The sequence below is a fragment of the Streptomyces sp. NPDC046379 genome (assembly GCF_055587785.1).
The window spans coordinates 330,397-356,783 of record NZ_JBVJFP010000002.1; the positions used below are offsets into that span (position 1 = coordinate 330,397).

The 26,387-nt window shown below is 73.4% G+C and carries 28 protein-coding genes; 10 read left to right on the forward strand and 18 right to left on the reverse strand.

Annotated features, from left to right (window positions below; genetic code table 11):
* Window positions 1-8: 8 nt before the first annotated feature.
* The 14 genes from ACZ6KF_RS05370 to ACZ6KF_RS05435 all read right to left on the reverse strand — a co-directional run bounded on the left by ACZ6KF_RS05370 (window position 9) and on the right by ACZ6KF_RS05435 (window position 14,078).
* Entirely contained in the window at window positions 9-914 is a 906-nt protein-coding gene (locus ACZ6KF_RS05370) for an ABC transporter permease (protein ID WP_356632594.1), read from the reverse strand.
* Window positions 901-1,689: an ABC transporter ATP-binding protein gene (locus ACZ6KF_RS05375; RefSeq protein WP_356632596.1), complete on the reverse strand. Its 789-nt coding sequence runs from the start codon at window positions 1,687-1,689 to the stop codon at window positions 901-903. Before ACZ6KF_RS05375 ends, ACZ6KF_RS05370 begins: the two co-directional genes overlap by 14 nt.
* A 37-nt stretch (window positions 1,690-1,726) precedes the next feature.
* The gene (locus tag ACZ6KF_RS05380; protein WP_469237383.1) at window positions 1,727-2,836 is read right to left on the reverse strand and encodes an aliphatic sulfonate ABC transporter substrate-binding protein; all 1,110 of its coding nucleotides are present in this window, start codon (window positions 2,834-2,836) and stop codon (window positions 1,727-1,729) included.
* Between the two features lie 207 nt (window positions 2,837-3,043).
* Window positions 3,044-4,378, reverse strand: a complete 1,335-nt coding sequence (locus ACZ6KF_RS05385) for a sulfate adenylyltransferase subunit 1 (RefSeq protein ID WP_356632600.1) — start codon at window positions 4,376-4,378, stop codon at window positions 3,044-3,046.
* A 2-nt stretch (window positions 4,379-4,380) separates the two neighbouring features.
* Window positions 4,381-5,319 (reverse strand): sulfate adenylyltransferase subunit CysD, encoded by a 939-nt coding sequence (cysD, locus tag ACZ6KF_RS05390; protein ID WP_356632602.1) that lies wholly within the window; start codon window positions 5,317-5,319, stop codon window positions 4,381-4,383.
* Entirely contained in the window at window positions 5,316-5,942 is a 627-nt protein-coding gene (cysC, locus tag ACZ6KF_RS05395; protein ID WP_469158257.1) for an adenylyl-sulfate kinase, read from the reverse strand. Before cysC ends, cysD begins: the two co-directional genes overlap by 4 nt.
* Window positions 5,939-6,649 carry a phosphoadenylyl-sulfate reductase gene (locus ACZ6KF_RS05400; RefSeq protein WP_356632604.1) on the reverse strand — a complete coding sequence of 237 codons (711 nt, stop codon included), beginning with the start codon at window positions 6,647-6,649 and terminating at the stop codon, window positions 5,939-5,941. Before ACZ6KF_RS05400 ends, cysC begins: the two co-directional genes overlap by 4 nt.
* Entirely contained in the window at window positions 6,646-6,825 is a 180-nt protein-coding gene (locus ACZ6KF_RS05405) for a hypothetical protein (protein ID WP_356632606.1), read from the reverse strand. The genes ACZ6KF_RS05400 and ACZ6KF_RS05405 overlap by 4 nt, the downstream gene beginning before the upstream one ends.
* Complete coding sequence (locus ACZ6KF_RS05410) at window positions 6,822-8,519, reverse strand: nitrite/sulfite reductase (protein ID WP_356632608.1); 1,698 nt, start codon at window positions 8,517-8,519, stop codon at window positions 6,822-6,824. The genes ACZ6KF_RS05405 and ACZ6KF_RS05410 overlap by 4 nt, the downstream gene beginning before the upstream one ends.
* 150 nt (window positions 8,520-8,669) lie before the next feature.
* Window positions 8,670-8,753: a putative leader peptide gene (locus ACZ6KF_RS05415; RefSeq protein ID WP_310739661.1), complete on the reverse strand. Its 84-nt coding sequence runs from the start codon at window positions 8,751-8,753 to the stop codon at window positions 8,670-8,672.
* A 127-nt stretch (window positions 8,754-8,880) separates the two neighbouring features.
* Window positions 8,881-9,453: a GNAT family N-acetyltransferase gene (locus tag ACZ6KF_RS05420; RefSeq protein ID WP_356632610.1), complete on the reverse strand. Its 573-nt coding sequence runs from the start codon at window positions 9,451-9,453 to the stop codon at window positions 8,881-8,883.
* 17 nt (window positions 9,454-9,470) lie between these two features.
* Complete coding sequence (locus ACZ6KF_RS05425; RefSeq protein ID WP_469237385.1) at window positions 9,471-10,661, reverse strand: hypothetical protein; 1,191 nt, start codon at window positions 10,659-10,661, stop codon at window positions 9,471-9,473.
* A gap of 201 nt (window positions 10,662-10,862) precedes the next feature.
* A complete protein-coding gene (locus ACZ6KF_RS05430; protein ID WP_469237589.1) occupies window positions 10,863-12,086 on the reverse strand; it encodes a GAF domain-containing protein in 1,224 nt (407 codons plus the stop codon).
* 354 nt (window positions 12,087-12,440) lie between these two features.
* Window positions 12,441-14,078: an acyl-CoA dehydrogenase family protein gene (locus tag ACZ6KF_RS05435; RefSeq protein WP_356632616.1), complete on the reverse strand. Its 1,638-nt coding sequence runs from the start codon at window positions 14,076-14,078 to the stop codon at window positions 12,441-12,443.
* 122 nt (window positions 14,079-14,200) lie between these two features.
* Here ACZ6KF_RS05435 and ACZ6KF_RS05440 point away from each other — a divergent pair, with 122 nt between their 5' ends.
* On the forward strand, window positions 14,201-15,355 hold the full coding sequence (locus ACZ6KF_RS05440) for a YihY/virulence factor BrkB family protein (protein ID WP_356632618.1): 1,155 nt from the start codon (window positions 14,201-14,203) through the stop codon (window positions 15,353-15,355).
* On the opposite strand, the gene ACZ6KF_RS05445 is transcribed toward ACZ6KF_RS05440, so the two are convergent.
* Window positions 15,303-16,217, reverse strand: coding sequence for a Rossmann-fold NAD(P)-binding domain-containing protein (locus tag ACZ6KF_RS05445; RefSeq protein ID WP_469237387.1), 915 nt, complete (start codon window positions 16,215-16,217; stop codon window positions 15,303-15,305). The genes ACZ6KF_RS05440 and ACZ6KF_RS05445 overlap by 53 nt on opposite strands.
* A gap of 81 nt (window positions 16,218-16,298) precedes the next feature.
* Here ACZ6KF_RS05445 and ACZ6KF_RS05450 point away from each other — a divergent pair, with 81 nt between their 5' ends.
* Together ACZ6KF_RS05450 and ACZ6KF_RS05455 are read left to right on the forward strand one after the other, a co-directional pair.
* Window positions 16,299-17,261, forward strand: coding sequence for an AraC family transcriptional regulator (locus ACZ6KF_RS05450; protein WP_469158252.1), 963 nt, complete (start codon window positions 16,299-16,301; stop codon window positions 17,259-17,261).
* Window positions 17,262-17,525: 264 nt separating this feature from the next.
* Entirely contained in the window at window positions 17,526-18,425 is a 900-nt protein-coding gene (locus ACZ6KF_RS05455; protein ID WP_356632624.1) for an NAD-dependent protein deacetylase, read from the forward strand.
* Window positions 18,426-18,527: 102 nt separating this feature from the next.
* Here the strand turns inward: ACZ6KF_RS05455 and ACZ6KF_RS05460 are convergent, their stop codons facing one another.
* Together ACZ6KF_RS05460 and ACZ6KF_RS05465 are read right to left on the reverse strand one after the other, a co-directional pair.
* Window positions 18,528-18,707 carry a hypothetical protein gene (locus tag ACZ6KF_RS05460; protein ID WP_356632626.1) on the reverse strand — a complete coding sequence of 60 codons (180 nt, stop codon included), beginning with the start codon at window positions 18,705-18,707 and terminating at the stop codon, window positions 18,528-18,530.
* Window positions 18,708-18,849: 142 nt separating this feature from the next.
* A complete protein-coding gene (locus ACZ6KF_RS05465; protein WP_356632628.1) occupies window positions 18,850-19,119 on the reverse strand; it encodes a hypothetical protein in 270 nt (89 codons plus the stop codon).
* Window positions 19,120-19,346: 227 nt separating this feature from the next.
* On the opposite strand from ACZ6KF_RS05465, the gene ACZ6KF_RS05470 reads away from it, so the two are divergent.
* Complete coding sequence (locus ACZ6KF_RS05470; RefSeq protein WP_469237388.1) at window positions 19,347-20,030, forward strand: helix-turn-helix domain-containing protein; 684 nt, start codon at window positions 19,347-19,349, stop codon at window positions 20,028-20,030.
* On the opposite strand, the gene ACZ6KF_RS05475 is transcribed toward ACZ6KF_RS05470, so the two are convergent.
* Window positions 20,016-20,420, reverse strand: a complete 405-nt coding sequence (locus ACZ6KF_RS05475) for a VOC family protein (RefSeq protein ID WP_356632633.1) — start codon at window positions 20,418-20,420, stop codon at window positions 20,016-20,018. The genes ACZ6KF_RS05470 and ACZ6KF_RS05475 overlap by 15 nt on opposite strands.
* 356 nt (window positions 20,421-20,776) lie before the next feature.
* On the opposite strand from ACZ6KF_RS05475, the gene ACZ6KF_RS05480 reads away from it, so the two are divergent.
* From ACZ6KF_RS05480 to ACZ6KF_RS05505, 6 genes are all read left to right on the forward strand, one after another.
* Window positions 20,777-21,082, forward strand: a complete 306-nt coding sequence (locus ACZ6KF_RS05480) for a hypothetical protein (RefSeq protein WP_356632635.1) — start codon at window positions 20,777-20,779, stop codon at window positions 21,080-21,082.
* Window positions 21,083-21,245: 163 nt separating this feature from the next.
* Window positions 21,246-21,521, forward strand: coding sequence for a hypothetical protein (locus ACZ6KF_RS05485; protein WP_356632637.1), 276 nt, complete (start codon window positions 21,246-21,248; stop codon window positions 21,519-21,521).
* A gap of 66 nt (window positions 21,522-21,587) precedes the next feature.
* On the forward strand, window positions 21,588-23,195 hold the full coding sequence (locus ACZ6KF_RS05490; RefSeq protein ID WP_356632639.1) for a hypothetical protein: 1,608 nt from the start codon (window positions 21,588-21,590) through the stop codon (window positions 23,193-23,195).
* On the forward strand, window positions 23,192-24,139 hold the full coding sequence (gene mmuM, locus ACZ6KF_RS05495) for a homocysteine S-methyltransferase (protein ID WP_469237390.1): 948 nt from the start codon (window positions 23,192-23,194) through the stop codon (window positions 24,137-24,139). Before ACZ6KF_RS05490 ends, mmuM begins: the two co-directional genes overlap by 4 nt.
* Before the next feature lie 84 nt (window positions 24,140-24,223).
* Window positions 24,224-25,237: a hydroxyacid dehydrogenase gene (locus ACZ6KF_RS05500; protein WP_469237392.1), complete on the forward strand. Its 1,014-nt coding sequence runs from the start codon at window positions 24,224-24,226 to the stop codon at window positions 25,235-25,237.
* A gap of 101 nt (window positions 25,238-25,338) precedes the next feature.
* A complete protein-coding gene (locus tag ACZ6KF_RS05505; RefSeq protein ID WP_469158250.1) occupies window positions 25,339-26,382 on the forward strand; it encodes a LacI family DNA-binding transcriptional regulator in 1,044 nt (347 codons plus the stop codon).
* Window positions 26,383-26,387 lie beyond the last annotated feature (5 nt).

Below are 26,387 nucleotides of genomic sequence, written 5' to 3' on the forward strand. Positions count from 1 at the left end.
TACCTCGATCAGGCCTTGACCAGCAGGCCGCGGCTGCGCAGCACCCGCCGCTCCAGCGGGCTGAAGATGAGCAGGTCGATGGCGATGCCGACGATCAGGATGAGCAGGATGGCGAGGAACACCATCGACATCGAGCTGGTGTTGCGGCCGTTCTCCAGCAGCTGGCCGAGCCCCACGCCCAGTTCCGGGGAGGAGGCGATGATCTCGGCGGCCATCAGCGACCGCCAGGAGAACGCCCAGCCCTGCTTCAGTCCGGCGAGGTAGCCGGGCAGCGCGGCCGGCATCACGATGTGCCAGGTGCCCCGCAGCCCCGTCGCGCCCAGCGTGCGCCCGGCGCGCAGGAACAGCGGCGGCACCTGGTCCACGCCGGACACCAGGCCGTTGGCGATGGAGGGGACGGCGCCGAGCAGGATGACGGCGTACATCATCGAGTTGTTCAGGCCGAGCCAGATGACGGCCGGCGGCACCCACGCCACCGACGGCAGCGACTGCAGGCCCGACAGGATCGGCCCGATCGCCGCCCGCACGAACCGCACCCGCGCCACCAGCAGCCCGAGCGGCGTGCCGATGGCCAGCGCCAGCAGGAAGCCCAGCAGGCCGCGCGAGACGCTGGTCCAGATGTAGTCGAACAGCGTGCCCTGGAGCCAGGCGTGCTCCACCTCGCCCCACACGTCGGAGGGGGAGGGCAGCCTGCTCGGGTCGTCGACGACGCCGAACCCGACCAGCGCCTGCCACACCAGCAGCACCAGCGCGATCGCGGTGACCGGCGGCAGGACCTTCTGGACCAGGGTCGTGCGCAGTGGCGTACGGCTCGTCTGGACCGTCTCCAGCGCGTCGAGGCCCGCCTCCAGACCGGCGAGGTCGCCCGCGGCGCCGCCCTTGTCCTTGGCGGCGGGGGTGTCAGTGCTGGCCATGGCGGCGGATCTCCTCGCGCAGTTCCTCGGTGATCTCTCGGGACAGCTCCGCCACGGCGGTGTCCTCGATACGGCGCGGCTGCGGGATGTCCACCGTCCAGGTGCGCGCCACCCGGCCCGGCCGGGACGACAGCAGCACCACGCGCTGCGCGAGCCGCACCGCCTCGCGCACGTTGTGCGTCACGAACAGCACCGACAGCCGGGTCTCGCCCCAGATGCGGGTCAGCTCGTCGTGCAGGACGTCGCGGGTGATCGCGTCCAGCGCCGCGAACGGCTCGTCCATCAGCAGCAGCTTGCTGTCCTGCGCCAGTGCCCGGGCCATCGCCACCCGCTGGCGCATGCCGCCGGACAGCTCGTGCACCCGCTTGCCGTACGCGCCCTTGAGGCGGACCAGTTCGAGCAGTTCCTCGGCCCGGTCGCGGCGGTCGGCCTTGGGCACGCCGCGCAGCCGCAGCGCGAGTTCGATGTTCTTGCCGGCGGTCAGCCACGGGAACAGCGCGTGCTCCTGGAACATCAGCGCCGGGCGGCCGTCGGTGGTGATGGAGCCGGCGCTCGGCCGGTCCAGGCCCGCGACCAGGTTGAGCAGCGTGGACTTGCCGCAGCCGGACGCCCCGAGGAGGGTGACGAACTCGCCGGGAGCGACATCGAGGCTGATGTCGTCCAGCACGAGCTGCTGCCCGGCGGGGCCCGCGAACGACTTGGAGACGTGCTCGATGCGCGCGGCGTGCGTGACCGTCTCGGTGCCGTCGGCGGCCTTGGCGAGGGTGGTGGCCATGGTCGTCACCTCCTGTAACTGTCTTGGGGATCCGGGCTTACGACGCGACGCCGAGACCGGCGTCGTCCACGGTGGGTTCGCCCTCGGCGGCGAGCACCCTGTTCAGCGGCGCGAGGTCGTAGATGCCGGTCAGGTCGGTCTTCTCCAGCAGTCCGGCCTTCACCGCGTGCTCCGCCTGGGTTTCGAGGGTGGCGGCCAGCGGGTCGTCGGTGACCTCGATGGACTCCCACGCCGGGTCCAGGACCTCGGCCGGCAGCGGCTTGCCGGTGTCCGCCTCCAGCTGCCGGTTCGCCGACGCCTTGGCCTCGGCGGGGTGGGCGGTGATCCACCGGTTGGTCCGCACGGAGGCCCGCAGCACCGCCTCGACGGCCTTCGGGTGCTCTTGGAGGAACGTCTGCGACACGACGACGGTGGTGATCACGAACTTCCCGTCCGGCCAGAGGTCCGCCTCGTCGAGCAGCACCTTCGCGCCCTCGGCGACCAGCTTGGAGGCGGTCGGCTCCGGCACCCAGCCCCCGTCGACGGAGCCGGACCTGTAGGCGTCCGGGGTGATCTTGTTGTCGGTGCGCACGACGGAGACGTCGCCCCGGCCGCTCTCCGCGTCGATCGTCCAGCCCTGTTCCCTCGCCCAGTTCAGGAACGCGACGTCCTGGGTGTTGCCGAGCTGCGGGGTGGCGATCCTCTTGCCCTTGACGTCCTCGACGGACCTGATCTTCTCCGGGTCGACGACCAGCCTGACGCCGCCGGACGCCGAACCGCCCACGATCCTGAGGTTCTTGCCGCCCGACTTGAGGTAGCCGTTGACGGCGGGGGAGGGGCCGATCCAGCCGATGTCGACGGACCCCGAGTTCAGCGCCTCGATCTCGGACGGACCCGCGTTGAACGTCGCGTACTCCGCCTTGGTCGCCCCCAGCTCCTTCTGGAAGAAGCCCCGCTCCCGGCCGACCAGCGCGGTCGCGTGGGTCAGGTTGCCGAAGTAGCCGATGCGGACGGAGTCCAGGCCGTCGGTCTTCTTCGCGCCCGGGGCGATCGCCTGCTGCGCGGGCACGTCCTGGGCCTGCGAGCCGTAGCCGCAGGCGGCGAGGGCGAGCAGGGGCAGGACGGCCACGGCCGCGAGGCCGCGGCGGAGGGCGGTGCTGGCAGGCACGGGAGGGTTTCCTCTCGTAGGCCCGGCGGTCACGTTCTGTCGGGTCGTGGCCGGGATGTCGGCGGATCTTCGCTGGCGCGGGGGCGCGGGCGGCGGGCGAGGGCGCGCGGGCGATGCGCGTGCGCCCTCACGCACATCGCAGGCATCGCGTGCCTTGCGCGCGTCGCGCCGCTCTCCTCCGCCCGCTGCCCCGGGCGTGGTGCGTGGTCAGAAGTCCCACCCGTCGTCCTCGGTCTCGTCCCGGACGGGTTCCGGGGAGGCGAAGGACTCGCCGACCATGCCGGCGGTGAGGGTGGTGCCGTCGGCGGGGTCGATCAGGATGAAGGAGCCGGTGCGGCGGGAGTCGGCGTAGGAGTCGACGGGGAGCGGTTCGGCGGTGCGGACCTTGACCCGGCCGATGTCGTTGGCGACGAGCTGTCCGGGGTGCGGGTGCAGGGACAGGTCGTCGAGGGTGAGCCGGGAGGGGATGTCCTTGACGATCGCCTTGACGGTGCGGGTGCCGTGCTTGAGGAGCACCCGGTGGCCGACGGTGAGCGGGGCGTCGGCGACGTGGCAGACGGTCGCCTCGATGTCCTGCGTGGTCGGCGGGGCGTCCTTGCTGGGCACGATCAGGTCGCCGCGGGAGATGTCGATGTCGTCCTCCAGCAGGAGGGTCACCGACTGCGGCGTCCACGCCACGTCGACCGGCTCGCCCAGCAGGTCGATGCCGGCGATCCTCGTCGCCCGCCCGGACGGCAGGACCGTCACGGACTCGCCGACGCGGAAGGTGCCGGCCGCGATCTGCCCGGCGTAGCCGCGGTAGTCGGGGTGGTCGGCGGTCTGCGGCCGGATCACGTACTGCACGGGCAGTCGCGCGTGGCAGTGCGTGAGGTCGTGCGCGGCCGGGACGGTCTCCAGGTGCTCCAGCACGGTGGGGCCGCCGTACCAGTCCATGTGCGCCGACGGCTCCACGACGTTGTCGCCCTCGAGCGCGGAGATCGGGATCGCGGTGACGTCGGGGACGCCCAGTTCGGTGGCGTACGCCGTGAACTCCTCGGCGATCGCCGCGAACACCTTCTCCTGGTAGCCGACGAGGTCCATCTTGTTGACGGCGAGGACGACGTGCGGGACGCGCAGGAGGGCGGCGATGGCGGCGTGGCGGCGGGTCTGCTCGACGACGCCGTTGCGCGCGTCGACCAGGATGACCGTCAGCTCGGCCGTGGAGGCGCCGGTGACCATGTTGCGGGTGTACTGCACGTGGCCCGGCGTGTCGGCGAGGATGAACCGCCGCCTGGGCGTGGCGAAGTAACGGTACGCCACGTCGATCGTGATGCCCTGCTCCCGCTCGGCGCGCAGGCCGTCGGTGAGCAGCGCGAGGTCGGGACCCTCCTGGCCGCGGCTGGCCGAGACCCGCTCGACGGCCTCCAGCTGGTCGGCGAGGACCGACTTGGAGTCGTGCAGCAGGCGGCCGACGAGGGTGGACTTGCCGTCGTCGACGGAGCCGGCGGTGGCGAACCGCAGCAGGGTGGTGGCCGAGAGCTCCTCGGTCGTGGTCGTGCTCATGGTTAGAAGTACCCCTCGCGCTTGCGGTCTTCCATCGCGGCCTCGGAGAGCTTGTCGTCGGCGCGGGTCGCGCCGCGCTCGGTCAGCCGGGAGGCGGCGATCTCGGCGATCACCTTCTCGATGGTGTCGGCGTCGGAGTCGACCGCGCCGGTGCAGGACATGTCGCCCACCGTCCGGTACCGCACGAGCCGCTTCTCGACGGTCTCGCCCTCCTTCGGCCCGCCCCACTCACCGGCGGTCAGCCACATCCCGCCGCGCCGGAACACCTCACGCTCGTGCGCGTAGTAGATGTCGGGCAGCTCGATGCCCTCGCGGGCGATGTACTGCCACACGTCCAGCTCGGTCCAGTTGGACAGCGGGAACACGCGGACGTGCTCACCGGGAGCGTGGCGGCCGTTGTAGAGGTTCCACAGCTCGGGCCGCTGGCGGCGCGGGTCCCACTGCGAGAACTCGTCCCGCAGCGAGAACACCCGCTCCTTGGCCCGCGCCTTCTCCTCGTCGCGGCGCCCGCCGCCGAACACGGCGTCGAACTTCTCGCTCTGGATCTTCTCCGTCAGCGGCAGCGTCTGCAGCGGGTTGCGGGTCCCGTCGGGGCGCTCACGCAGCACACCGCGGTCGATGTAGTCCTGCACGGACGCGACGTGCAGGCGCAGCCCGTGCCGGGCCACCGTGCGGTCGCGGTAGTCGAGGACCTCGGGGAAGTTGTGCCCGGTGTCCACGTGCAGCAGCGAGAACGGGATCGCCGCCGGCGCGAACGCCTTCAGCGCCAGATGCAGCATGACGATCGAGTCCTTGCCGCCGGAGAAGAGGATCACCGGCCGCTCGAACTCGCCCGCCACCTCGCGGAAGATGTGCACCGCCTCGGACTCGAGGGCGTCGAGGTGCGAGAGGGCGTACGGCGTGTCCGTACCCTCCCCGACCGTGGCGACGGTCGTCGTCATGCCAGTCCCCTTTCGCTGAGCAGGGCGTACACCGCGGCGGCGGACTCCTGGACGGTCTGGTGCTGCGACTCGATGCGCAGGTCGGGCGTCTCGGGCTCCTCGTACGGGTCGTCCACCCCGGTCAGCCCGGTCAGCTCGCCCGCGGCCTGCTTGGCGTACAGCCCCTTCACATCGCGCACGGAGCACACCTCGACCGGCGTGGCCACGTGCACCTCGAGGTACCCGGTGCCGTTCGCCTGGTGCCGCTTGCGTACCGCGTCGCGGCTGTCGGCGTACGGCGCGATCACCGGCACCAGCACCTTGACGCCGTTGCGGGCGAGCAGCTCGGCGACGAAGCCGATGCGCTGCACGTTGGTGTGCCGGTCCTCGCGGCTGAAGCCGAGGCCCGCCGAGATGAACTCGCGGATCTCGTCGCCGTCGAGCACCTCGACGAGGTGGCCCTCCGCGCGCAGCCGGCCGGCCAGCTCGTAGGCGATCGTGGTCTTGCCGGCGCTCGGCAGACCCGTGAGCCAGACGGTGGCTCCGGTCGTCACGTGTGTCTCCTGGGTCGCAGTGTTCGCATGGTGGACGGCGGTGACGGGCGCGGCAGCGGACGCCGTGCGCGCAGCCTCGGCGGCCGTCATCCGTGCAGCCCGCACTCGGTCTTGCCCCGCCCCGCCCAGCGGCCGGCGCGGGCGTCCTCGCCCTCCAGGACCCGGCGGGTGCAGGGGGCGCAGCCGATGGAGGCGTAGCCGTCCATGAGCAGCGGGTTGGTGAGCACGCCGTGCTCGGTGACGTAGGCGTCCACGTCGTCCTGGGTCCAGCGGGCGATCGGGGAGATCTTCACCTTCTGCCGCTTCTCGTCCCAGGCGACGACCGGGGTGTTGGCCCGGGTCGGGGACTCGTCGCGGCGCAGCCCCGTCGCCCAGGCGTCGAAGCGGGCGAGGCCCTGCTCCAGCGGCTTGACCTTGCGCAGGAAGCAGCACAGGTCGGGGTCGCGGTCGTGCAGCTTGGGCCCGTACTCGGCGTCCTGCTCGGCGACCGTCTGCGCGGGGGTGAGGGTGATGACGTTGACGTCCATCACGGCCTCGACCGCGTCGCGGGTGCCGATGGTCTCCTCGAAGTGGTAGCCCGTGTCGAGGAACACCACGTCGACGCCCTTCATCACCCGGGAGGCGAGATGGGCGACGACGGCGTCCTCCATCGAGGAGGTGACGCAGAAGCGCCGGCCGAAGGTGTCGGCCGCCCACTGGAGGATCTCCAGCGCGGAGGCGTCCTCCAGGTCGCGTCCCGCCCGCTCGGCGAGCGCCTTGAGGTCGGCGCCGGTGTGCCGGTCCTGAACCGTCGTCATGTCTCGTCCCCTCCCGTGGTGTCGTGCCGGGGCCCGCGGGCCAGCAGTCCGAGGAACTTCAGGCGGAAGGCGCGGCTGCACGCCCCGCATTCCCAGGAGCCCGGGCCCTCCTCGCTCGGCCGCAGGTCCTCGTCGCCGCAGTAGGGGCAGTAGAAGGGCGCGGCGCGTTCGCTCATGACAGGGCCTCCTCGGAGGCGCGGGCCACCCAGGCGGCGAAACGTTCGCCCTCCTCACGCTCGGCCCGGTAGCGCTTGAGGACCCGTTCCACGTAGTCGGGCAGTTCCTCGGAGGTGACCTTCAGACCGCGCACCTTGCGGCCGAAGCCGGCCTCCAGGCCGAGTGCGCCGCCCAGGTGCACCTGGTAGCCCTCGACCTGTTCGCCGCGGTCGTCCAGGACCAGCTGACCCTTGAGACCGATGTCCGCCACCTGGATACGGGCGCAGGCGTTGGGGCAGCCGTTGAGGTTGATGGTGATGGGCTCGTCGAAGTCCGGGATGCGGCGCTCCAGCTCGTCGATCAGCGCGGAGCCGCGTGCCTTGGTCTCGACGATGGCGAGCTTGCAGTACTCGATGCCGGTGCAGGCCATGGTGCCGCGCCGGAACGGGGAGGGGCTGACCGTGAGGTCCAGCGCTTCCAGGCCCTCGACCAGGGAGTCGACCCGCGACTCCTCGACGTCGAGGACGATCATCTTCTGCTCGACGGTGGTGCGCACCCGGCCCGAGCCGTGCGCCTCGGCCAGCTCGGCGATCTTCGTGAGGGTGGCGCCGTCGACGCGGCCGACGCGCGGGGCGAAGCCGACGTAGAAGCGGCCGTCCTGCTGACGGTGCACGCCGACGTGGTCCCGCCACCGCTCGACGGGCTGGGCGGGCGCGGGGCCGTCGACGAGCCCCCGCCCCAGGTACTCGTCCTCCAGCACCTGGCGGAACTTCTCCGGGCCCCAGTCGGCGACCAGGAACTTCAGCCGGGCGCGGTTGCGCAGCCGGCGGTAGCCGTAGTCGCGGAAGATGGAGATGACGCCCTCGTAGACGTCCGGGACCTCGGCCAGCGGGACCCAGGCGCCGAGCCGGACGCCGATCTTGGGGTTGGTGGACAGACCGCCGCCGACCCACAGGTCGAAGCCGGGACCGTGCTCGGGGTGGACCACGCCGACGAAGGCGACGTCGTTGATCTCGTGCGCCACGTCCAGCAGCGGGGAGCCGGAGATCGCGGACTTGAACTTGCGGGGCAGGTTGGAGAACGCCTTGTTGCCGATGACCCGGCGGTGGATCTCCTCGATGGCCGGGGTGCCGTCGATGATCTCGTCCTCGGCGATGCCCGCGACCGGCGAACCGATGATCACACGGGGTGTGTCGCCGCATGCCTCGGTGGTGGACAGGCCGACCGCCTCCAGGCGGTTCCAGATCTCGGGCACGTCCTCGATCCGGATCCAGTGGTACTGGACGTTCTGCCGGTCCGTGATGTCGGCGGTGCCGCGCGCGAACTCCTGGGAGATCTCGCCGATCACCCGCAGCTGCTCGGTGGTGAGCCGGCCGCCGTCGATACGGACGCGCAGCATGAAGTACTCGTCGTCCAGCTCCTCCGGCTCCAGCACGGCCGTCTTGCCGCCGTCGATGCCGGGCTTGCGCTGGGTGTACAGGCCCCACCAGCGCATCCGCCCGCGCAGGTCGTTGGGGTCGATGGAGTGGAAACCGCGCTTGGAGTAGATCGTCTCAATGCGTGTCCGCACATTGAGACCGTCGTCGTCCTTCTTGAACTGTTCGTTGCCGTTGAGGGGGGTGAAGTGACCCACGGCCCACTGGCCCTCGCCGCGGTGACGGCTCACCTTGCGGCGGGGAGTCGCGGCGGCAGGGTTCTGCGGGTTGGCGGCCATGGTTTCTACGTCCTTCGGGACAGGCGGGAATGCGGCTCTGACCAGCGCATACGGGCGCATGGAGGCATACGTGCGCGTCATTGCGCAGGGAGGCTGTACGCGGGTTACGGCGATGCGGGCCCGTGGCTCAGAGCCACCGATGGGCGCAGCTCAGCTCGCCGGACAGATGGCGCTGGACATGCGGCCGAGGTCGACGTGCCGCCGACTCACCAAGGCAATTCCAGTTCCAGGCATGACGGCAGCGTGTCACGCCGATCTGGACACAGTCCAGCTTCGTCCGCGATGCGGACACCCTTGTCCCACATGGCGGGACAAGGGTGGTGTCGGTCACATGGCGTGAACGCCGTCTTGTCGTAGCAGGTCAGACGGGGTAGGCGCCCGGCCACGGGCCCGGCGTCGGCGCGTCCGTCTCCTCCTCGACCTTGGTGTCGAACAGGGTGAAGCCCCGGCGCCGGTAGTTCGCCAGCGCGTGCTCGCCGTCCTTGGTGCAGGTGTGCAGCCAGACCCGCTTGGTCGGCGTCAGCCCGGGCCACCGCTCGGCGAGGTCCCAGGCGCGCGCGGTCCCGTACGACAGCAGGTGCCCGCCGATGCGCCGGCCGCGGAAGGCCGGAATCAGGCCGAAGTAGACGATCTCCACCGCGCCCTCGTCCTGCGCCTCCAGCTCCACGTAGCCCGCGGGCGTGCCCCGGTCGTACGCCACCCAGGTCTCCACACCCGGCCGCTCCAGGTACTCCCGCCACCGCGCGTACGTCCAGCCCAGCCGGTCGGTCCAGCGGATGTCGCCGCCGACCGAGGCGTAGAGGTAGCGGCTCAGCTCCGGGGAGGGCACCTCGGCGCGCACGATCCGCACGTCGCCCTCGGGTGCGGCGGCCGGCAGCAGGTCGCTCGGCGCGGTCTGCTCCAGGGACCAGGTGGTCACGGGAATGTTGGTCATACCGGTCAGAGAATCATCTATCCCAGCGACCTGTCGATCCTGGCCAGCGGCAGAGAGAACAGCATCCGCCCCGACTGGGACCAGACCTCGCCCGTCTCGGCCCAGTACGACAGCGGCTGCGCGGGGCCGCTCCAGCACAGATACGTCTCGTCGGTCCCGCAGCGCGCCGCCCGCGCCCCCTCGGCGTCCTGCCGCCACAGCGTGCCGTTGCCGTCGTGCCCGTCGGCCGCGCGCGCCAGGTACCAGTCGGACCCGCGCGCGAGCACGCCCCGCACCCCGGCCGCCCGGGTCTCGTACGCATCCCTCGGGCTGGTGCTCAGCAGCCCGGCGCCCGAGGCGCCCTCGCGCAGGGAGTAGCGCCACAGCCGGGTGGGGCGGTCGCTGCCGGCCGGCACGGACTCGCTGGCGACCAGGGTGTCCGGCGTGGTGCTGCGGTCCAGGGACAGGCTGCCGATCCGGGCGTCCCCGCCGAGCCGGTACGTGGCGACGGCGGACAGCACGAACCGGTCGCCGCGCGCGGCGCCCACTCCGGTGCGCTCGATCCGGTCCAGGTCGTAGACGTGCAGCGTCTCACCGTCGCCACCGGTGACCAGCAGCTTGTCCTGGTACCAGACCATGCCGGACAGCCGTGACTCGAGCGGCCGGTACGCCCGCCCCTGTGCCGTCGGCACGACCAGCGGCACCAGCGTGTAGGCGAGCCTGCCCGGGGTGCCCGCGTCGACGAAGGCCACCCGGGCCGCGCCCTCGGCGTCGCTCCAGCCGGAGAGGATCACGCGGTCGGCGCCCCAGCGGCCGTCGTCGTCGGCGTCCCCCGAGGTGGTGACCGCGCCGGGCAGCCAGCCCTCGGTGTCGGCCTCGCCCCAGCACCAGGCGCGAGCGGCGGCGGGCTCGACGGGCAGCGCGGCGCGCTCGGCGCCGGTGCACTCCCCGTCGTTGCGCAGGGTGCGGTCGGCTTCCGCGAGGACGGCGCCGACGCCGACGGGCGCCACCGGCCGGGGGGCGGACCGCAGGGACGCCGGACGCAGTTCCAGCGCGCGCGTCTCGGCGGGCGAGGTCAGCGGCTGCAGGGCGCCGGGGTCGGTGCCGTTCGTGGCCTGGGAGGCGCTGATCAGGGTGGCCGCCGCGGTGAGCGCGAGCGCGGTCCCGGCCAGGGTCGCGCGCAGGGCCCGGCCGCGCCTGCGCCGACGGTGTCTGCCGCGATGCTTCATGACCTCGTCCTCCCGGTGCGGGCCAACTGCGCCCGACGGTTCGAGTGTTGAACCGAGGAACAGGTGGGGCGGCCCGTAGGGCGATGCTACGGCAGACGTATACGGTCGCGGACGCGGACTGCGCAAATATGCCGAAGACTCCGGCCCGTACCCGTACGCCCCATACGCGCGCCCCTGCGCGCTCCCCGTACGGTCACCCGGTCATACCGGCGCGGCGGTCCGGGCCCTGCGCACCGCGGGGGCCGTCGAGTGGGGCAGCAGCTCCCGAGGGTCCGCCGGAAGGACGACCGCGATGTCGACGGCGTCGCAGAAACGATACGGCCGGTGTTCCAGGAACCCCCCGAGATACCGCCGCACCCGCGAGATCTCGGCCCGCACCGTCACCGTGCGGGCCGGGTCGCCGAACATGTCGGCGGCGAGCTGCGCGGCGGTGCGGCCCTCGCGGTGCTCGGCGAGCAGGAACAGCAGCTCGCTGTGGCGCGGGCTCATCTCGTGGGTCCAGGAACCCGCGCTGCCCGAGACCGTCACCGAACAGCGGCGCGGCTGCGCGAGGTCCAGCACGATCCGGGTGGAACCGCCCGGCAGCGGCTCGTCCGTCGGCCGCACCAGCCACCCCTCGGCCAGCGGCTCCACCGCGCACACCCCGAGCCCGGGCACCCATCGCCGCCCCGCCGTCAGCGACTTGGGCATCGCCACCCGGTCGGTGTACGGCATCCCCGTCACCGCCGCCGTCCAGCCGTCCCGGTCCACCGCCAGCGCCCGCCCCGCCAGCCGGGCCAGCGCCGGGGCGGCCACCGCGCGCAGCCGCTCCAACGACGCCAGGTGCCGCTCCCGCAGCCGCGCCTCGGCGAGCTTGGCCACCGAGTCCACCCAGGCCAGCGTGGCCGGATGCACCGTCTCCAGCGGGCCGCTGACGTCGACCACGCCGAGCAGCCGACCGTCGCGCGGGTCCGTGATGGGCGCCCCGGCGCAGGTCCACGAGGCGTGCGCGCGCAGGAAGTGCTCGCCGGCGAAGACCTGCACGGGCCGGCGCAGCACCGCCGTCGTCCCCACCCCGTTGGTCCCGACGACGCTCTCCCGCCAGTCGGCGCCGAGCATGAACCCGAGCCCGTCCGCCTGCCGCAGCACCGCCGAACTGCCCTCGCGCCACAGCACCCTGCCGTCCGCGTCGGCCACGACCATGATGTGGTGCGCGGCGTCCGCGACCGAGACCAGCCCCTCCCTGAGCACCGGCAGCACATGCCGCAGCGGCGACTCCTCGCGCCGCCGCCGCACCTCGTCCGGCGTCAGCAGTCTCGACCGCGCCCCGCGCTCGGGGTCGACCCCGCCGCGCAGCATCCGGTCCCAGGACTGCTCGATCACCGGGCGCGGACCCGGCCGTGAGCGTCGTCCGGCGAGGGCGGCGTCGCGCATCTCCCGGACCATGCGCGCCGCCCGCGTGGCGTCGACGGCGGCGAGCTGCGACACGTCCAGCGGCGTCTGCGGCACAAGGTCCTCCCGGGATCGGCCAGTTGTGCGACCGGCTGTCAAGGCCGGGGGGCGTCTCATTCCGGTCGCTTCCCCATTGGTTGTCCCATACTGCCGCCCGTCCGTCACGGAGGGACACAGTCCGGTCACCGAGACCGGAAAGTTGCAACCCCCTGCAACCCTGGTGAACAGCCGTACGTTGTTTGAAGATTGACCGGCGTCGCCCGTGCGGCGCTCGTGGCCTCAACGGGCCAGTGGTGGCAGGGGTGGTGCCGTGTCGGCGCAGCACCACCCCTGTCGGCGTGCTCCCGGTCAGCCGGCGACCGGCCGCGCCCGCTCCACCACCGACGCCAGGTCCAGGGTGTGCGGCAGCGTCCCGAACGCCGCGCCCCAGTCGCCGCCCAGCCGCGAGGCGCAGAACGCGTCGGCCACCTCGGCGGGCGCGAACCGCACCAGCAGCGAACCCTGCAGCACCGTCGCCAGCCGCTCGACCAGCCGCCGCGCGCGGGCCTCCACGCCCTCCAGATCGGCCAGTTCGGTCAGCAGCCCCTTGATCGCCGCGTCCAGCCGGTGGTCGGCGCCCCGAGCCAGGCCGACCTCGCGCAGGTAGGCGTCCAGCGCCTGCGGCTCCCGCCCCAGCGCCCGCAGCACGTCCAGCGCCTGCACGTTGCCCGCGCCCTCCCACACCGAGTTCAGCGGCGACTCGCGCACCAGCCGGGGCAGCCCCGACTCCTCCACGTAGCCGTTGCCGCCCAGGCACTCGGCGGCCTCCACCACCACGGGCGCGCACCGCTTGGTCACCCAGTACTTCGCGGCCGGCACCGCGAGGCGCAGGAAGGCCCGCTCCTGCTCGCTCCCGTCGTCGTAGGCGGCGGCCAGCCGCAGCGCCAGTGTCGTCGCCGCCTCCGACTCCAGCGCGAGATCGGCCAGAACGTTGCGCATCAGCGGCTTGTCGATCAGCTTCCCGCCGAACGCCGAGCGGTGCTCGCAGTGGTGCACGGCCTGCGCGACCGCCTGCCGCATCAGCCCCGCCGAGCCCAGCGCGCAGTCCAGCCGGGTGGCCGCGACCATCTCGATGATGGTCCGCACCCCGCGCCCCTCCTCGCCGACCCGGCGCGCCCAGGTGCCGTCGAACTCGACCTCGGCGGAGGCGTTCGACCGGTTGCCGAGCTTGTCCTTGAGCCGCTGGATCAGGAACACGTTCCGTGTGCCGTCCGGCAGCACCCGCGGCACCAGGAAGCAGGTGAGCCCCTCCGGGGCCTGCGCCAGCACCAGGAAGCCGTCGGACATCGGCGCCGAGCAGAACCACTTGTGCCCGGTCAGCTCGTACGTCCCGGCCTCGGCGAGCGGCCGGGCGACGGTCGTGCCGGCCCGCACGTCGCTGCCGCCCTGCTTCTCCGTCATCCCCATCCCGAACAGCACGCCGGCCTTGGCGGGCGCCGGCCGCAGATCACGGTCGTAGATCATCGACGTCAGCCGCGGCTCCCACTCGGCCGCGAGGTCCGGGTCCGCGCGCAGGGCGGGCACCGCCGCGTGGGTCATCGACAGCGGGCAGCCGTTGCCGGCCTCGACCTGCGTCCACACCAGGAACCCGGCCGCCCGCCGCACATGACCGCCGGGCCGCCCCCAGGCCGCGGTCAGCCCGGCCGACACGCCCTTGCCCAGCAGCCGGTGCCACGCCGGGTGGAACTCCACCTCGTCGATCCGGTTGCCGTAGCGGTCGTGGGTGCGCAGGACCGGAGGGTTGGCGTTGGCCAGGGCGCCCCACTCCTGCACCTGCGCCGAGCCCGAGGTCCGCCCCAGGGCGCCCAGCTCGCTCATCGCCTCGTCCAGCAGGGCCGGATCCAGATGCCGTTCGACGGCGGCCACGAGGGCACGGTCGGCGCCGAAGACGTCGTAGCCGACCAGTGGCGGGGCCTGATTGGTCACCGTGTGGGTGCTGCGTGCCATGTCTGCGAACCTACCCCCACGGACGGGCGAAAGGCACCGGGGCCCCGCCCGCGGGCACGGTCACCCGGACAACCGGAGTGACCAGGGTGAGCGCGGGCCCGCGCGGCGGATACCGTTGCCTCGTGCAGCCAGCAAGTCATCTCCCCGCGGGCCCCCCGGGCCGTCTCCACCGGGCACGTGCCCTCTACCGGAACGTCTCCAAGCGACGCACCGCCTGGCTGCTGCTGAAGGACACCGTCAACTCCTGCATCGAGTACCGCATCCTCGGCCTCGCCGCCGAGGCCGCGTTCTTCACCCTGCTGTCCGTGCCGCCGCTGCTGCTCAGCCTGATCGGCCTGCTCGGCTACGTCGACGACCTGACCGGCACCGACACCATCTCCAGCCTGGAGGCCAACCTCCTGGAGGCGTCCCGCACGGTCCTGTCCGAGAAGGGCGTGCGGCAGATAGCGCAGCCGATCCTCGACGACGTGATGAACGGCGGCCGGCCCGACGTCGTCTCCATAGGGTTCCTGTTCGCCCTGTGGTCGGGCTCCCGCGCGGTGAACGTCTTCATCGACACCATCACCGTCATGTACGGCCTCGACGGCGTCCGCGGCATCGTCAAGACCCGGCTGGTGGCGTTCGCCCTGTTCATCGTGGCCCTGCTGATCGGCTCGGTCGCGCTGCCGCTGATGGTGGCCGGACCCGACGCCGTGGTGCGGGTCGTGCCCTGGTCCACGACGGTCGTGCAGGTCCTGTACTGGCCCGTGGTGATCGTCCTGTCGATCGTCTTCCTCACCACGCTCTACCACGTGTCGGTACCGGTCCGCTCGCCCTGGGTGGAGGACGTCCCGGGCGCCCTGGTCGCGCTCGCCATGTGGGTGCTCGGCAGCTTCCTGCTGCGCATCTACCTGGCGAACACCATCGAGGGCGCCACCATCTACGGCTCGCTCGCCGCCGCCGTCGCCGTACTGCTGTGGATCGGCGTGTCCGCCTTCGCCGTGCTGGTCGGCGCGGCCGTCAACGCCGCCATCGACCGGGTCTGGCCGGCCGCCGCCACCGCCGCCGCCCGCGCCGCCAACGAGCGGATCCGCCAGGCCCAGGTCGCCGAGTACGTCGCCCGCGCCGCCGCCCTGCGCGAGGGCGACCCGGACCCCGACGACCCCGACATGCCGTCGGAGTTCCCCGAGCGCTGGTCCCGCTTTCTGCCCCCGGAGGACGTCACGTCCCGGCTGCGCGCCCAGGTCAAGAACCCGCCGCAGAAGACGAACGGGGAGTCCCGGCCGCCGCAGGAGTAGCCCACACGCCCGCCGCGGCGGCCTCGGCGGCGAACGCGGCGAAGTCCCGGGGCGCGCGGCCCAGCACCCGCTCCACCCCGTCCGACAGCCGCTCGTTGCGCCCGTCGAGCAGCGTCGCGAACACGTCCACGAGCAGCTCCACCTCCCGCGGCGGCACCCCGAACCCGGCCAGCCGCTCCCCGTACTCCCGCACCGGAACCGGCACGTACGACAGCTCCCGCCCCGCCGCCGCACCGATCTCCGCCACCGCCTCACCGAACGTCAGCAGCCGCGGCCCCGACACCTCCAGCACCCGCCCCGCATACCGCCCGCCCCCTGCCAGCACCCCGACGACCACGTCCGCGACGTCCGCCAGATCCACGAACGGCTCCCGCACCGCACCCCCGGGAAAGGCCAGCTCCCCACCCAGCCGCAACCCCTCCACCAGCGGTCCCTCGCTGAAGTTCTGCGCGAACCACGCCGCCCGTACGACCGTCCACTCGGCGCCGGACCCGCGCAGCGCCTCCTCGGCCGGCAGCGCCTGGTCCTCCCCGCGCGCCGACAGCAGCACCAGCCGCCGTACCCCCAGCGCGACCGCCTCCCGCGCGAGCAGCCCCACGCCCTCGGCCGCCGCCGGGGAGCCGACGTCCCCGGGGTGGACCAGATACGCGGCGTCCGCGCCGCGCAGCGTGCCCGCCCAGGTGGACCGGTCCGCCCAGTCGAAGCCCGTCGTCCGCGACGCCGGCCGCACCGTCATCCCCGCCGCCCGCGCGGCCCGCGCCACCCGGCTCCCGCTGCGACCGGACGCCCCGGTCACCACCACCGTCATGCCCGTCACACCCGTGGTTCCCCTCGTGTCCCGCTCACCCGTCGTGTTCCTCATGACGCCCAGTCAACCGCCGCCCCGTCCACCGGCCCATGCCCGAGCGGCTCACCCGCATACGCGCGCGTCTACGCTTCTGCCATGGACGCTCTCGCAGGCCTGCTGGCGGGCCCCCGCGCGCGGGGCGCCTTCCTGATCCGGGCGTGTCTGGAACCGCCGTGGGCCGTGCGCGTCGAGGACCGCGCCCCGCTGTCGGTGATGCTGATGGTGCGCGGTGACGCCTGGCTCCTCCCGGACACCGCGGAGCCCGTACGACTGCGCCCCGGCGACGTCGCCATCGCGCGCGGCCCCGACCCCTACACCTGCGCCGACGACCCCGCCACCGCCCCCCAGGCCCTGATCCTGCCGGGCGGCGAGTGCCGCTATCCCGACGGGACGTCCCTGCGTGGCTCCATGGACCTCGGCGTGCGCACCTGGGGCGACCGGCTCGACGGCTCCGCGGTCATGCTGATCGGCTCCTACCTGTGGCCCGGCGAGATCGGAGCCCCGCTGCTGGAGGCCCTTCCGCCGCTGCTGAGCCTGACCGCGGACGCCTGGCGCTGCCCGCTGACCCCCGTCCTCATGGAGGAGATCACCCGTGACGAACCCGGCCAGGAGGTCGTCCTGGACCGGCTGCTCGACCTGCTGGTCATCGCCGCGCTGCGTGCCTGGTTCGCGCGCCCCGAGGCGGCGGCGCCCGCCTGGTACCGGGCGCTGTCCGACCCGATCGTGGGCCGCGCCCTGCGCCTGCTCCAGGACGACCCCGCCCGCCCCTGGACCGTGGCGTCCCTCGCCGCCGGGACCGGCGTCTCCCGGGCCGCGCTCGCCCGCCGCTTCACCGACCTGGTCGGCGAACCCCCGATGACCCACCTCACCGCCTGGCGCCTCGCCCTGGCCGCGGACCGGCTGCGCGACACCGGCGACACCCTGGAGGCCATCGCCCGCCGCGTCGGCTACAGCAGCGCCTTCGCCCTGTCGACCGCGTTCAAACGGCGGTACGGCGTGAGCCCCCAGGAGCACCGGACGCGGGCGGCGCGCCCGACGGCGGGGGCGGTGGCCGAGTAGGGGCCGCACCGGGCTCGACCGGGCGTCGCCGGGCCTTGCCGGGCTTCACCGGGCAGTCTCGCCCGGTCGCCGTGGCGTCGGCGCCGAGGACCACGCACGCGGGAGGCCCGCCCGGCAGCGGGGCCGGTGCCCGAGCCGGGGGACCGGCTCCGCCGCCGTGGTGCCGCCCTCAAGACCACCGCCCGCCGACAGCGCGCCCGGCACCGGGGCGAGCCGGTGGGCGAGCGGGCCCCTCGCCGGGCCGCGGTTCCGTACGCTGGCGGCATGCGCATGCGCCCCACCCTGAGCTGGACCCCCGACGAGGACCTGCCGCCGGCCACCACGGACCTGGAGCCGGTCGCCGACGCGCTGCGCGCCGGCCGTGTGCTGGTGCTCAGCGGGGCCGGCATCTCCACGGAGTCGGGCATCCCCGACTACCGGGGCGAGGGCGGAAGCCTGAGCCGGCACACTCCGATGACCTACCAGGACTTCGTCGCCGACGCCGGCGCCCGCCGCCGCTACTGGGCGCGCAGCCATCTGGGCTGGCGCACCTTCGGCCGCGCCCGCCCCAACGCCGGGCACCTGGCCGTGGCCGCGTTCGAGCGGCACGGCCTGCTGTCGGGGCTGATCACCCAGAACGTCGACGGACTGCACCAGGCCGCCGGCAGCGAGAACGTCGTGGAACTCCACGGGAACCTCGGCCGGGTCGTCTGTTTGTCCTGCGGCGCCCCCGGCCCGCGCGCCGAACTGGCCCGGCGGCTGCAGGAGGCCAACGCGGGCTTCGCGCCGGTGGCCGCGGGCATCAACCCGGACGGCGACGCCGAACTCACCGACGCACAGGTGGTGGACTTCCGCGTCGTGCCCTGCGCGGTCTGCGGCGGCGTCCTCAAGCCGGACGTGGTGTTCTTCGGCGAGAACGTCCCGCCCCAGCGGGTCGAGCACTGCCGCTCCCTGGTCCGCGAGGCGGCCTCCGTGCTGGTCCTCGGCTCCTCGCTGACGGTGATGTCCGGTCTGCGCTTCGTCCGCCAGGCGGCCGAGGCCGGCAAGCCGGTCCTGATCGTCAATCGCGACCCGACCCGCGGCGACCGGCACGCCCGCACCCGCGTCGCCCTCCCGCTCGGAGAGGCCCTCACCGCCGTGGCCGGCCGGCTGGACATCCCCGTGGACGGGCAGGCGGCGGCCTGACGGCTCGACGGCCCCGTGGGACGGCCGGGGCGGAGCCGGTCGCAACCCCCCCGGCCGCCCCACGGGACCGCGCCGGACCGCCGCGCGGCTCATCCCTGCGGGTCAGGACCCCTCGCGGTCCCGCTCCTCGTAGTCCTCGGGCCTGACGCCGGCGTCCTGCAGGGCCTCCCTGATGGTCGACCCCTCACCACCGGCGCGCTCGTCGTCGGCGCCCGGCGCGGCCTCGCGGATCACCTCGTCGGTCGTGTCGGTCTTCCGGCGGCTCTCCTCGGGAACGGTCACCGGCTTCTCCCTCCTCGTCGTGCAGGTTCGTACGCGGCACGAGTTCCCCACGGTCCCCCACCGTCACACCCCGCCCCTCGCACCACAGATCGCCGTCCGGCCCCGGTGTCCCGGCCCCGCCCCGTCGGCACCCCAGCCGGCCCTACCGCCCCGCCCGGGTGCCACGGCGCAGCGGGCCCACCGTCCGCGCGGTCACGGCGATGGCGAGCAGCGCGCAGGCCGCCCCGCTGTACGCCCACCCCTGTGTGCCGCGCACCGCGCCGACGACGCTCCACGCCGCCCACAGCGCGAGCACCGCGCACAGCGCCGTCAGGGCGATGTCGGTGACGCGCGCGCGCAACTGGGCGCGCTGACGCGTGCCCGGTTCCAGATCGCCGAGTTCCCGGCCGCCGTGCCCCTGGCGTACTCCCATGGCTGGTGTCCCTTCGCGTCTGTGTCCGGTCGGTCTGCGGGCCGGTCTGCGGGGCTCGGCCGCCTCGTACGCCGCCCCGCCCGCTCTCTTCGGCTGTCTCGAGCCTCCGTGGGGTTCGTCCCGGCAGACCGGAAGACTTCCCGGTTACCCCGGGTGAAGGCCGCCAAGCGAAGGGTGGGACGGTTCACGCCGTACGGCTCGCCGCCACCCGTCGTAACCTGGGCCGCATGTACGCGGAACGGGCCTCGCGGCTGGCCGGGGCGGTGGTGTGGACGCACACACCTGCCGGGCCCGGCGCCGGGCGGGTCCTGCCCGACGGCTGCATGGACCTGCTGTGGCACGACGGCCGGCTGCTGGTCGCCGGCCCGGACACGCGTGCGTACCTCACCGACGGCGCGGCCGGCCCCTGGGCGGGCGTCCGCTTCCACCCGGGCACGGCGCCCGGCCTGCTCGGCGTCCCGGCACACGCCCTGCGCGACCGCCGGGTGGAACTGGCCGACCTGTGGCCGGCCGCGCGGGTGCGGCGGCTGACGGACCGGGTGAACGCCGCCGCCGACCCCGCCGCGGGCCTGGACGCCCTCGCCGTGGACCTGGCGACCGAGTCCGGGCCGCCCGACCCCCTGCTGCGGCAGGTCGTCGCCGCCCTCGACGAGGGCCGCCCGGTCGCCGCGACCGCCGACCGACTCGGCCTGAGCGCACGGCAGTTGCACCGCCGCGCGCTGCACGCCTTCGGCTACGGCCCCAAGACCCTGGCCCGTGTGCTGCGTCTGCAGCGGGCCCTCGCCCTCGCCCGCTCCGGCGCTCCTCACGCCGACACGGCGGCCCGGTGCGGCTACGCCGACCAGGCCCATCTGGCGCGCGAGGTCCGGCAGTTGGCGGGCGTCACGCTGGGCGAGCTACTGCGGGGCTGACGGCAGCGGGGCGAACAGGTCGACGCCGTTGCCGTCGGGGTCGTGCAGGACGGCGTACCGCTGCCCCCAGAACGCGTCCCACGGCTTCAGCTCGCCGTGGTGCCCCGCGCCCACCATCTCCTCGTACACCGCGTCGACCTCCGCGGGCCCCGCGCAGCGCAGCGCGATCGCGGACCGGGAGCCGGCGTCCGGGGGCCGCCAGCCGGGGTGGAAGGAGCGGACGGTGTCCTCGGTGTCCAGCAGCAGCCGGCCCCCGCCGGGCAGCGCCGCCTCCGCGTGCGGCTGGTCCTCGGACCCTTCCGGGAAGGCGAACCCGAGACGGCGGTAGAAGGCGACGGAGGCGGCCATGTCGGAGACCACCAGACCGATGGCGTCGAAACGTGGAGTCATGCCGTCACGGTAGGAAGGGCGGGCGGCGGGCGTCTTGAAGGAATCGGACGGTGATCTCCTGCCCAGAGCTGGACATCTGTCCCATTGCGCCGTGATGTCCGCACTCTTGCGGTTTTGCTGCGCGCACATTGCTGACCTGCGGCTTTTGCCTGACAGTGACGTTTCTGTTCCGTTATCACACCCCTGGGGTGCGCGCGGACGACTGCACCCATTTGCCCGGAACATTGCCGGAAAGCGTGATGCTCCGTTTCCGGCGGGAGGCCCCCGCGGTTACCTGTGTGTCCACACCGTGATGGACACCGGCTCGGTCGGGGTTGCGAGCCGGGAGTGCAGGAAACAGAAAGGAAAAATCTCACATGTCGAAGATCAGCTTCGAGGAGCTCGACGTTCTCGCCGGCGAGATGCTGCCCGAGCGTGCCGTGCTGTCCACCGTCGTTCCCTTCAACAACTGGGGTGGCGGCGGCTCCGAGGGCGGCTCCTCGTCGTCTGCTGCTGCCGTCGCCGGTGGTGGTCACGGCGGTGACCAGAACGGCATCAGCAGCTCGGCCTGCCACGTCCAGGAGACGGACGGCACGCCGGGTCTGCTGGGCTCGCTGGGCCTGGGCTCCAACAACCCGAGCCAGAGCATGACCTGCATGCCGAGCCAGGTCGCGGTGTTCTAGTCGTACACCCCCTGTCTGCGGCTGGGGATGGCGTTTCCGCCACCACGGAAATCGCCATCCCCGGCCGTTCGGGTTTCCGCGTCCCGACCGTGAGTGCCGGCAGGAAACGAACGGCACGTAACGGGCGCAGAGCCGGTATGAGGGTAACCCGAGGAAGGAAGCCATGGACGAGATCGGTTACCACGAACTCAATGTGCTCGCTGGGGAGTTCCTTCCGCCGCGGAACATGCTGTCGCTGATCACGATCGACAACAGCTCCACGACGTATCACTACGACTTCCCGCAGGGCGGCAACGGCGACGGCAACTCGACGGTCGCCTTCGCCTGCCAGGCCGAGCGTACGCACGGCACCCCCGGCCTGCTGGGCTCGCTGGGACTCGGTTCCAACAACCCGAGTTCGAGCGTGACCTGCGTGCCGGCCGCGGTCACCACCAGCTGACCGCTCCACCGCGACGAGGGGCCCGGCAGGGTGTGCCGGGCCCCGTCGTCTCACCGGGAGATCCGCATGCCTTCCCCTTCTGTCCGGGAGAACCTGCCGGCCCTCGCCGACGGCACCGAACTCGTCGGCGAGTACGCGGGCTCGGGCTACCGCAAGCCCCCGCACATGGTCCAGCGCCGCGACGGCCAGGTCATCCACCTCCCCGACCTGCTCTACCGCACGGTCAAGGAACTCCACCGCCACAGCGGCACCGTGGACACCGCCGAGGCGCTCCTCGGACGGGTCGCCGAGGCCATGTCCAAGGCCACCGGACGGGGTTTCGCCGCCGAGCACATCGCCTACCTGCTGGACGAGAAGCTCGCCCCGCTCGGCATCACCACCCGCAGCGACGGCACCGCACCCGTGGTCACCAAGTCGGAGCACGCGGTGCTCGGCCTGCGCACCCGTGCCGCCCTCGTCTCCGAGCAGACGACCTGGGTGATCGCCGGGCTGTTCGCCTGGCTGTTCCATCCCGCCGCCGTGATCCCCGTGCTCGCCGCGCTGCTGGCCGCCGAGACCTGGCTGTTCACCACCCAGGACACCGGCGGCGCGATGATCGGCGTGATGGCCGAGCCCGTCGGCGTCCTGGTCACCGTCGGACTCACCCTGCTGTCCGCCGCCTTCCACGAGATCGGCCACGCCTCCGCCTGCCGCTACGGCAAGGTGCGCCCCGGCGCGATGGGCTGCGGCATCTACGTCGTCTGGCCCGCCTTCTACACCGACGTCACCAACTCCTACCGGCTCGGCCGGGCCGGACGGCTGCGCACCGACCTCGGCGGCGTCTACTTCAACGGCCTGTTCATCCTCGGCCTCACCGCCGTCTACGCGCAGCATCCGACGCCGGTCCTGCTCGCCGCGATCCTGCTGATCAACCTGGAAGTGGTGCAGCAGCTGCTGCCGACGCTCCGGTTCGACGGGTACTACATCATGTCGGACCTGGTCGGCATCCCCGACCTGTTCAAGTACATCGGCCCCATCCTGCGGCACAAGATCCTGCGCCGTCCCCCGGAGCCGAGGCTGCGTGAGCTGAAACCGTGGCCGCAGACCGTCGTCACCCTCTGGGTGCTGCTCGTCCTGCCCGCGCTCGTGCTCCAGCTGGGCGTCGTGGTGCTGCGGCTGCCGGACATGCTCGTGCAGGCCTGGGACACGGCCGGCGGGCTGATCGGCTCCGCGGCCTCACCGCTCGGCATCGCCGCGTCCGTCCTGCAGATGCTCTTCCTGCTGCTGCCGATCATCGGCGTCGGGCTGGTGCTGTGGTCGCTGGTGCGGACCGTGGTGCGGCTGGCCGCCAACAAGATGCACACCGCGGGCGGCCTGCCGACGCCGTCCGCGGTGCTGTGGGGCGCGCTGCACATGCTGCTCGCCCTGACCGTGGCCTATCTGCTGTGGATGATGAGCAGGATCAGCGTGCGCCGCGCCGAGGCCGAGGGCGCCGCCGCACCCCGGCCCGTCATCGCCTGCGAGTTCCGCCCCTTCGAGGGCGGCCGGGGGCGGGCGGGCACCCCCATCGGGGCGACCACCTTCGGCTACGGCTCCAATCCCGCCGGCGACTCCGGATCCGCGACCGCGGACGGGCCGGCGGCGCAGGGCACGCCCGTGAAGCTGACGCCGAGGAGCACTAGCGTCGTGCCATGACCGGTACGACCTTCGCCGGCGCCCTCGCCGCCGGCGCCCCCCTCGTCCTCGACGGCGGCATGTCCAACCAACTGGAGTCCGCCGGGCACGACCTGAGCGACGCCCTGTGGTCGGCGCGGCTGCTCGCCGAGCGGCCCGAGGCGGTCGCCGAGGCACATCTCGCCTACTTCCGCGCCGGGGCGGACGTCGCGATCACCGCGAGCTACCAGGCCACGTTCGAAGGGTTCGCCCGGCGCGGCATCGACCGGCGGCGGGCCGCAGAACTCATGCGGCTCAGCGTCGACTTGGCGCGCGAGGCCGCCGGCCGGGCGCACGCCGAGGGGATCGGCCGCCCGCTGTGGACGGCCGCCTCCGCCGGACCCTACGGCGCCATGCTCGCGGACGGCTCCGAGTACCGCGGCCGCTACGGCCTCACCGTGGACGAACTGGAGCGCTTCCACCGGCCCCGGCTGGAGGTGCTCGCCTCCGCCGGGCCGGACGTGCTGGCGCTGGAGACGGTTCCGGACACCGACGAGGCGAGGGCCCTGCTGCGGGCGGTGCGCGGGCTCGGCACGCCGGCCTGGCTGTCGTACACCATCGCGGGCGACCGCACCCGTGCCGGGCAGCCGCTGGAGGAGGCGTTCGCCCTGGCCGCCGGCGCCGACGACGTGATCGCGGTCGGCGTCAACTGCTGCGCGCCCCAGGACGCGGAGCGGGCCGTGCGCATCGCCGCGCGGGTCGGCGGCGGCAAGCCGGTCGTCGTCTACCCCAACAGCGGGGAGAGATGGGACGCCGGCGCCCGGGCCTGGGAGGGGGCCGGGACCTTCACGCCCGCCCTGGTCGAGTGCTGGCGCGCCGCCGGGGCTCGGCTGATCGGCGGGTGCTGCCGGGTGGGCCCCGAAACCATCGCGACGGTACGGCGATTGACCGGCGGTCCGCGGCGAACCTACGGTGAAGGCGCGTAGAAAACGCTTGTGCGCCGCTTGTCCACCGCTCGCGCACGCCTGCACATCGCCTGCCCATCGCTTCCGCACGGTCAGAGGAGAGCAATGCCCAGTGCGCCGCCGCCCAGAGCCGTCTTCGCGATGGACCCGGTCCATCTGCCGGGGCTCTTCCCCGAGCGTCTCATGGCACGGCTGCGGCGGACGGCCGAGATCGACCCCGGCGTCGTGGTCCAGGACGTCGCCGACCCGGCCGCCGCGGACACGCTGGCCGGGGCGGAGGTGCTGATCACCGGCTGGGGCTGCCCGCGCCTGGACGACGGCGTGCTGGCCGCGGCGCCGGCGCTGCGTGCGGTCCTGCACGCCGCCGGGTCCGTGCGCCACCTGGCCGGCGAGGCGGTCTGGCAGCGGGGGATCGCCGTGTCCAGCGCGGTCGAGGCCAACGCGCTGCCGGTCGCCGAGTACACCCTCGGGATGATCCTGCTCGCCGGGAAGGACGTCTTCGCCCACCGCGAGCGCTACCGCGCCACGCACGCTCTCCCGGTCCCCGCCGAGTCCGCCGCGACCGGCAACTTCGGCCGGCGGGTCGGTGTCGTCGGCGCCTCGCGCGTCGGCCGCCGGCTCCTCGAACTGCTGCGGCCGCACGACTTCGAGGTCCTGCTGCACGACCCGTACGTGGACGCCGCCGGGGCCGCCGCGCTCGGCGCCCGGCCGGTGTCCCTGGAGGAACTGCTGCGGCAGAGCGACATCGTCACCCTGCACGCCCCCGCCCTCCCCGGGACGCGCCACCTGCTCGACCGCGCGCGGCTCGCGCTGGTCCGGGACGGCGGCGTCGTCGTCAACACCTCGCGGGGCGCGCTCATCGACCAGCCGGCCCTCACCGACGAACTGGTCTCCGGGCGGCTGAGCGCGATCCTCGACGTCACCGACCCCGAGCCGCTGCCCGCCGGCTCGCCGCTCTACGGCCTCCCCAACGTCTTCCTCACCCCGCACGTCGCGGGCTCGCTCGGCAACGAGCTGGAGCGGCTCGGCCGCACGGTCGTGGAGGAACTGGAGCGGCTGGCCGCGGGCCTGCCGCTCGCCCACGAGGTGCGGCACGCGGACCTGGTCCGGGTCGCCTGAGTCTTCACGTCCACCGGCCGTCCGCCTACTGTAGAAAACCGCTGTCGACAGGAAGCGCTTTCTACGGGCCCTCGGGCGGGCCGGAGGGGTGGTGTGGTCCGATGGGCCGTACGGCTAACGCGGGGCTGACGGCCGGGCCGACGCTCGCGGTGGTGGCACGGGAGGCCGGCGTGTCCGTGCCGACCGCGTCCAAGGTGGTCAACGGCCGCCAGGACGTGGCCCCGGAGACGCGACGCCGGGTCACCGAGGCGCTGGACCGGCTCGGTTACGTCCGCAGGCCCCGGTTCGACACCGCGCGCACTCCGGCGCTGGTGGACCTGGTGCTGCACTCCCTGGACAGCGCCTCGTCGGGCGCGGTGCTGCGGGGCGTGGAGGAGGAGGCGTACGAGGCCGGTCTCGACGTCGTCGTGTCGGCCGTCGGCGATCGGGGGCGGGCCGGGCTGCCGCGGCGAGGCTGGCTGGACAGGCTGACCGCGCGCGGCTCGGCGGGGGTGCTGTTCGGCCCGGCCGAGCCGGCGGAGTCGCAGTACGCGTGGCTGACGCAGCAGCAGATCCCGTTCGTGCTGATCGACCCGGTCCAGGAACCGCCGCCCGGCGTGATCTCGGTGGGCACGGCCGACTGGCAGGGCGGGGTGAGCGCGACGGAGCATCTGATCGGCCTGGGCCACGAGCGCATCGCGGTGATCACCGGGCGGCGGCGCTCGGTGTGCGGCGGCGCGCGGCTGGCGGGCTACCGTTCGGCGCTGGCCTCGGCGGGCCTGGAGGAGCGTCCCGAGTACGTCGTGAACGGCGGCTTCGACGAGGCGACGGCCCGGCAGCGCATGCGCGCGCTCCTCGATCTGGCCGCGCCGCCGACCGCCGTGTTCGTCTGCTCGGACGCGATGGCGCCGGGCGTGTACGAGGCCGTGGCCGAGCGGGGCCTGCGCATCCCGGACGACGTCAGCGTGGTCGGCTTCGACGACCTGCCCGAGGCCCGCTGGGCGACCCCGGCGCTGACGACGGTCCGCCGGCCGCTGGGCGAGATGGCGGCGACGGCCCTGCGGCTGCTGGTCCGCATGATGGACGGCCACTGCCCGGAGAGCACGCGCACCGAGCTGTCGACCCGTCTGGTGGAACGGGCGAGCACGGCGCCGCCGTCGCGGTAGGGGCG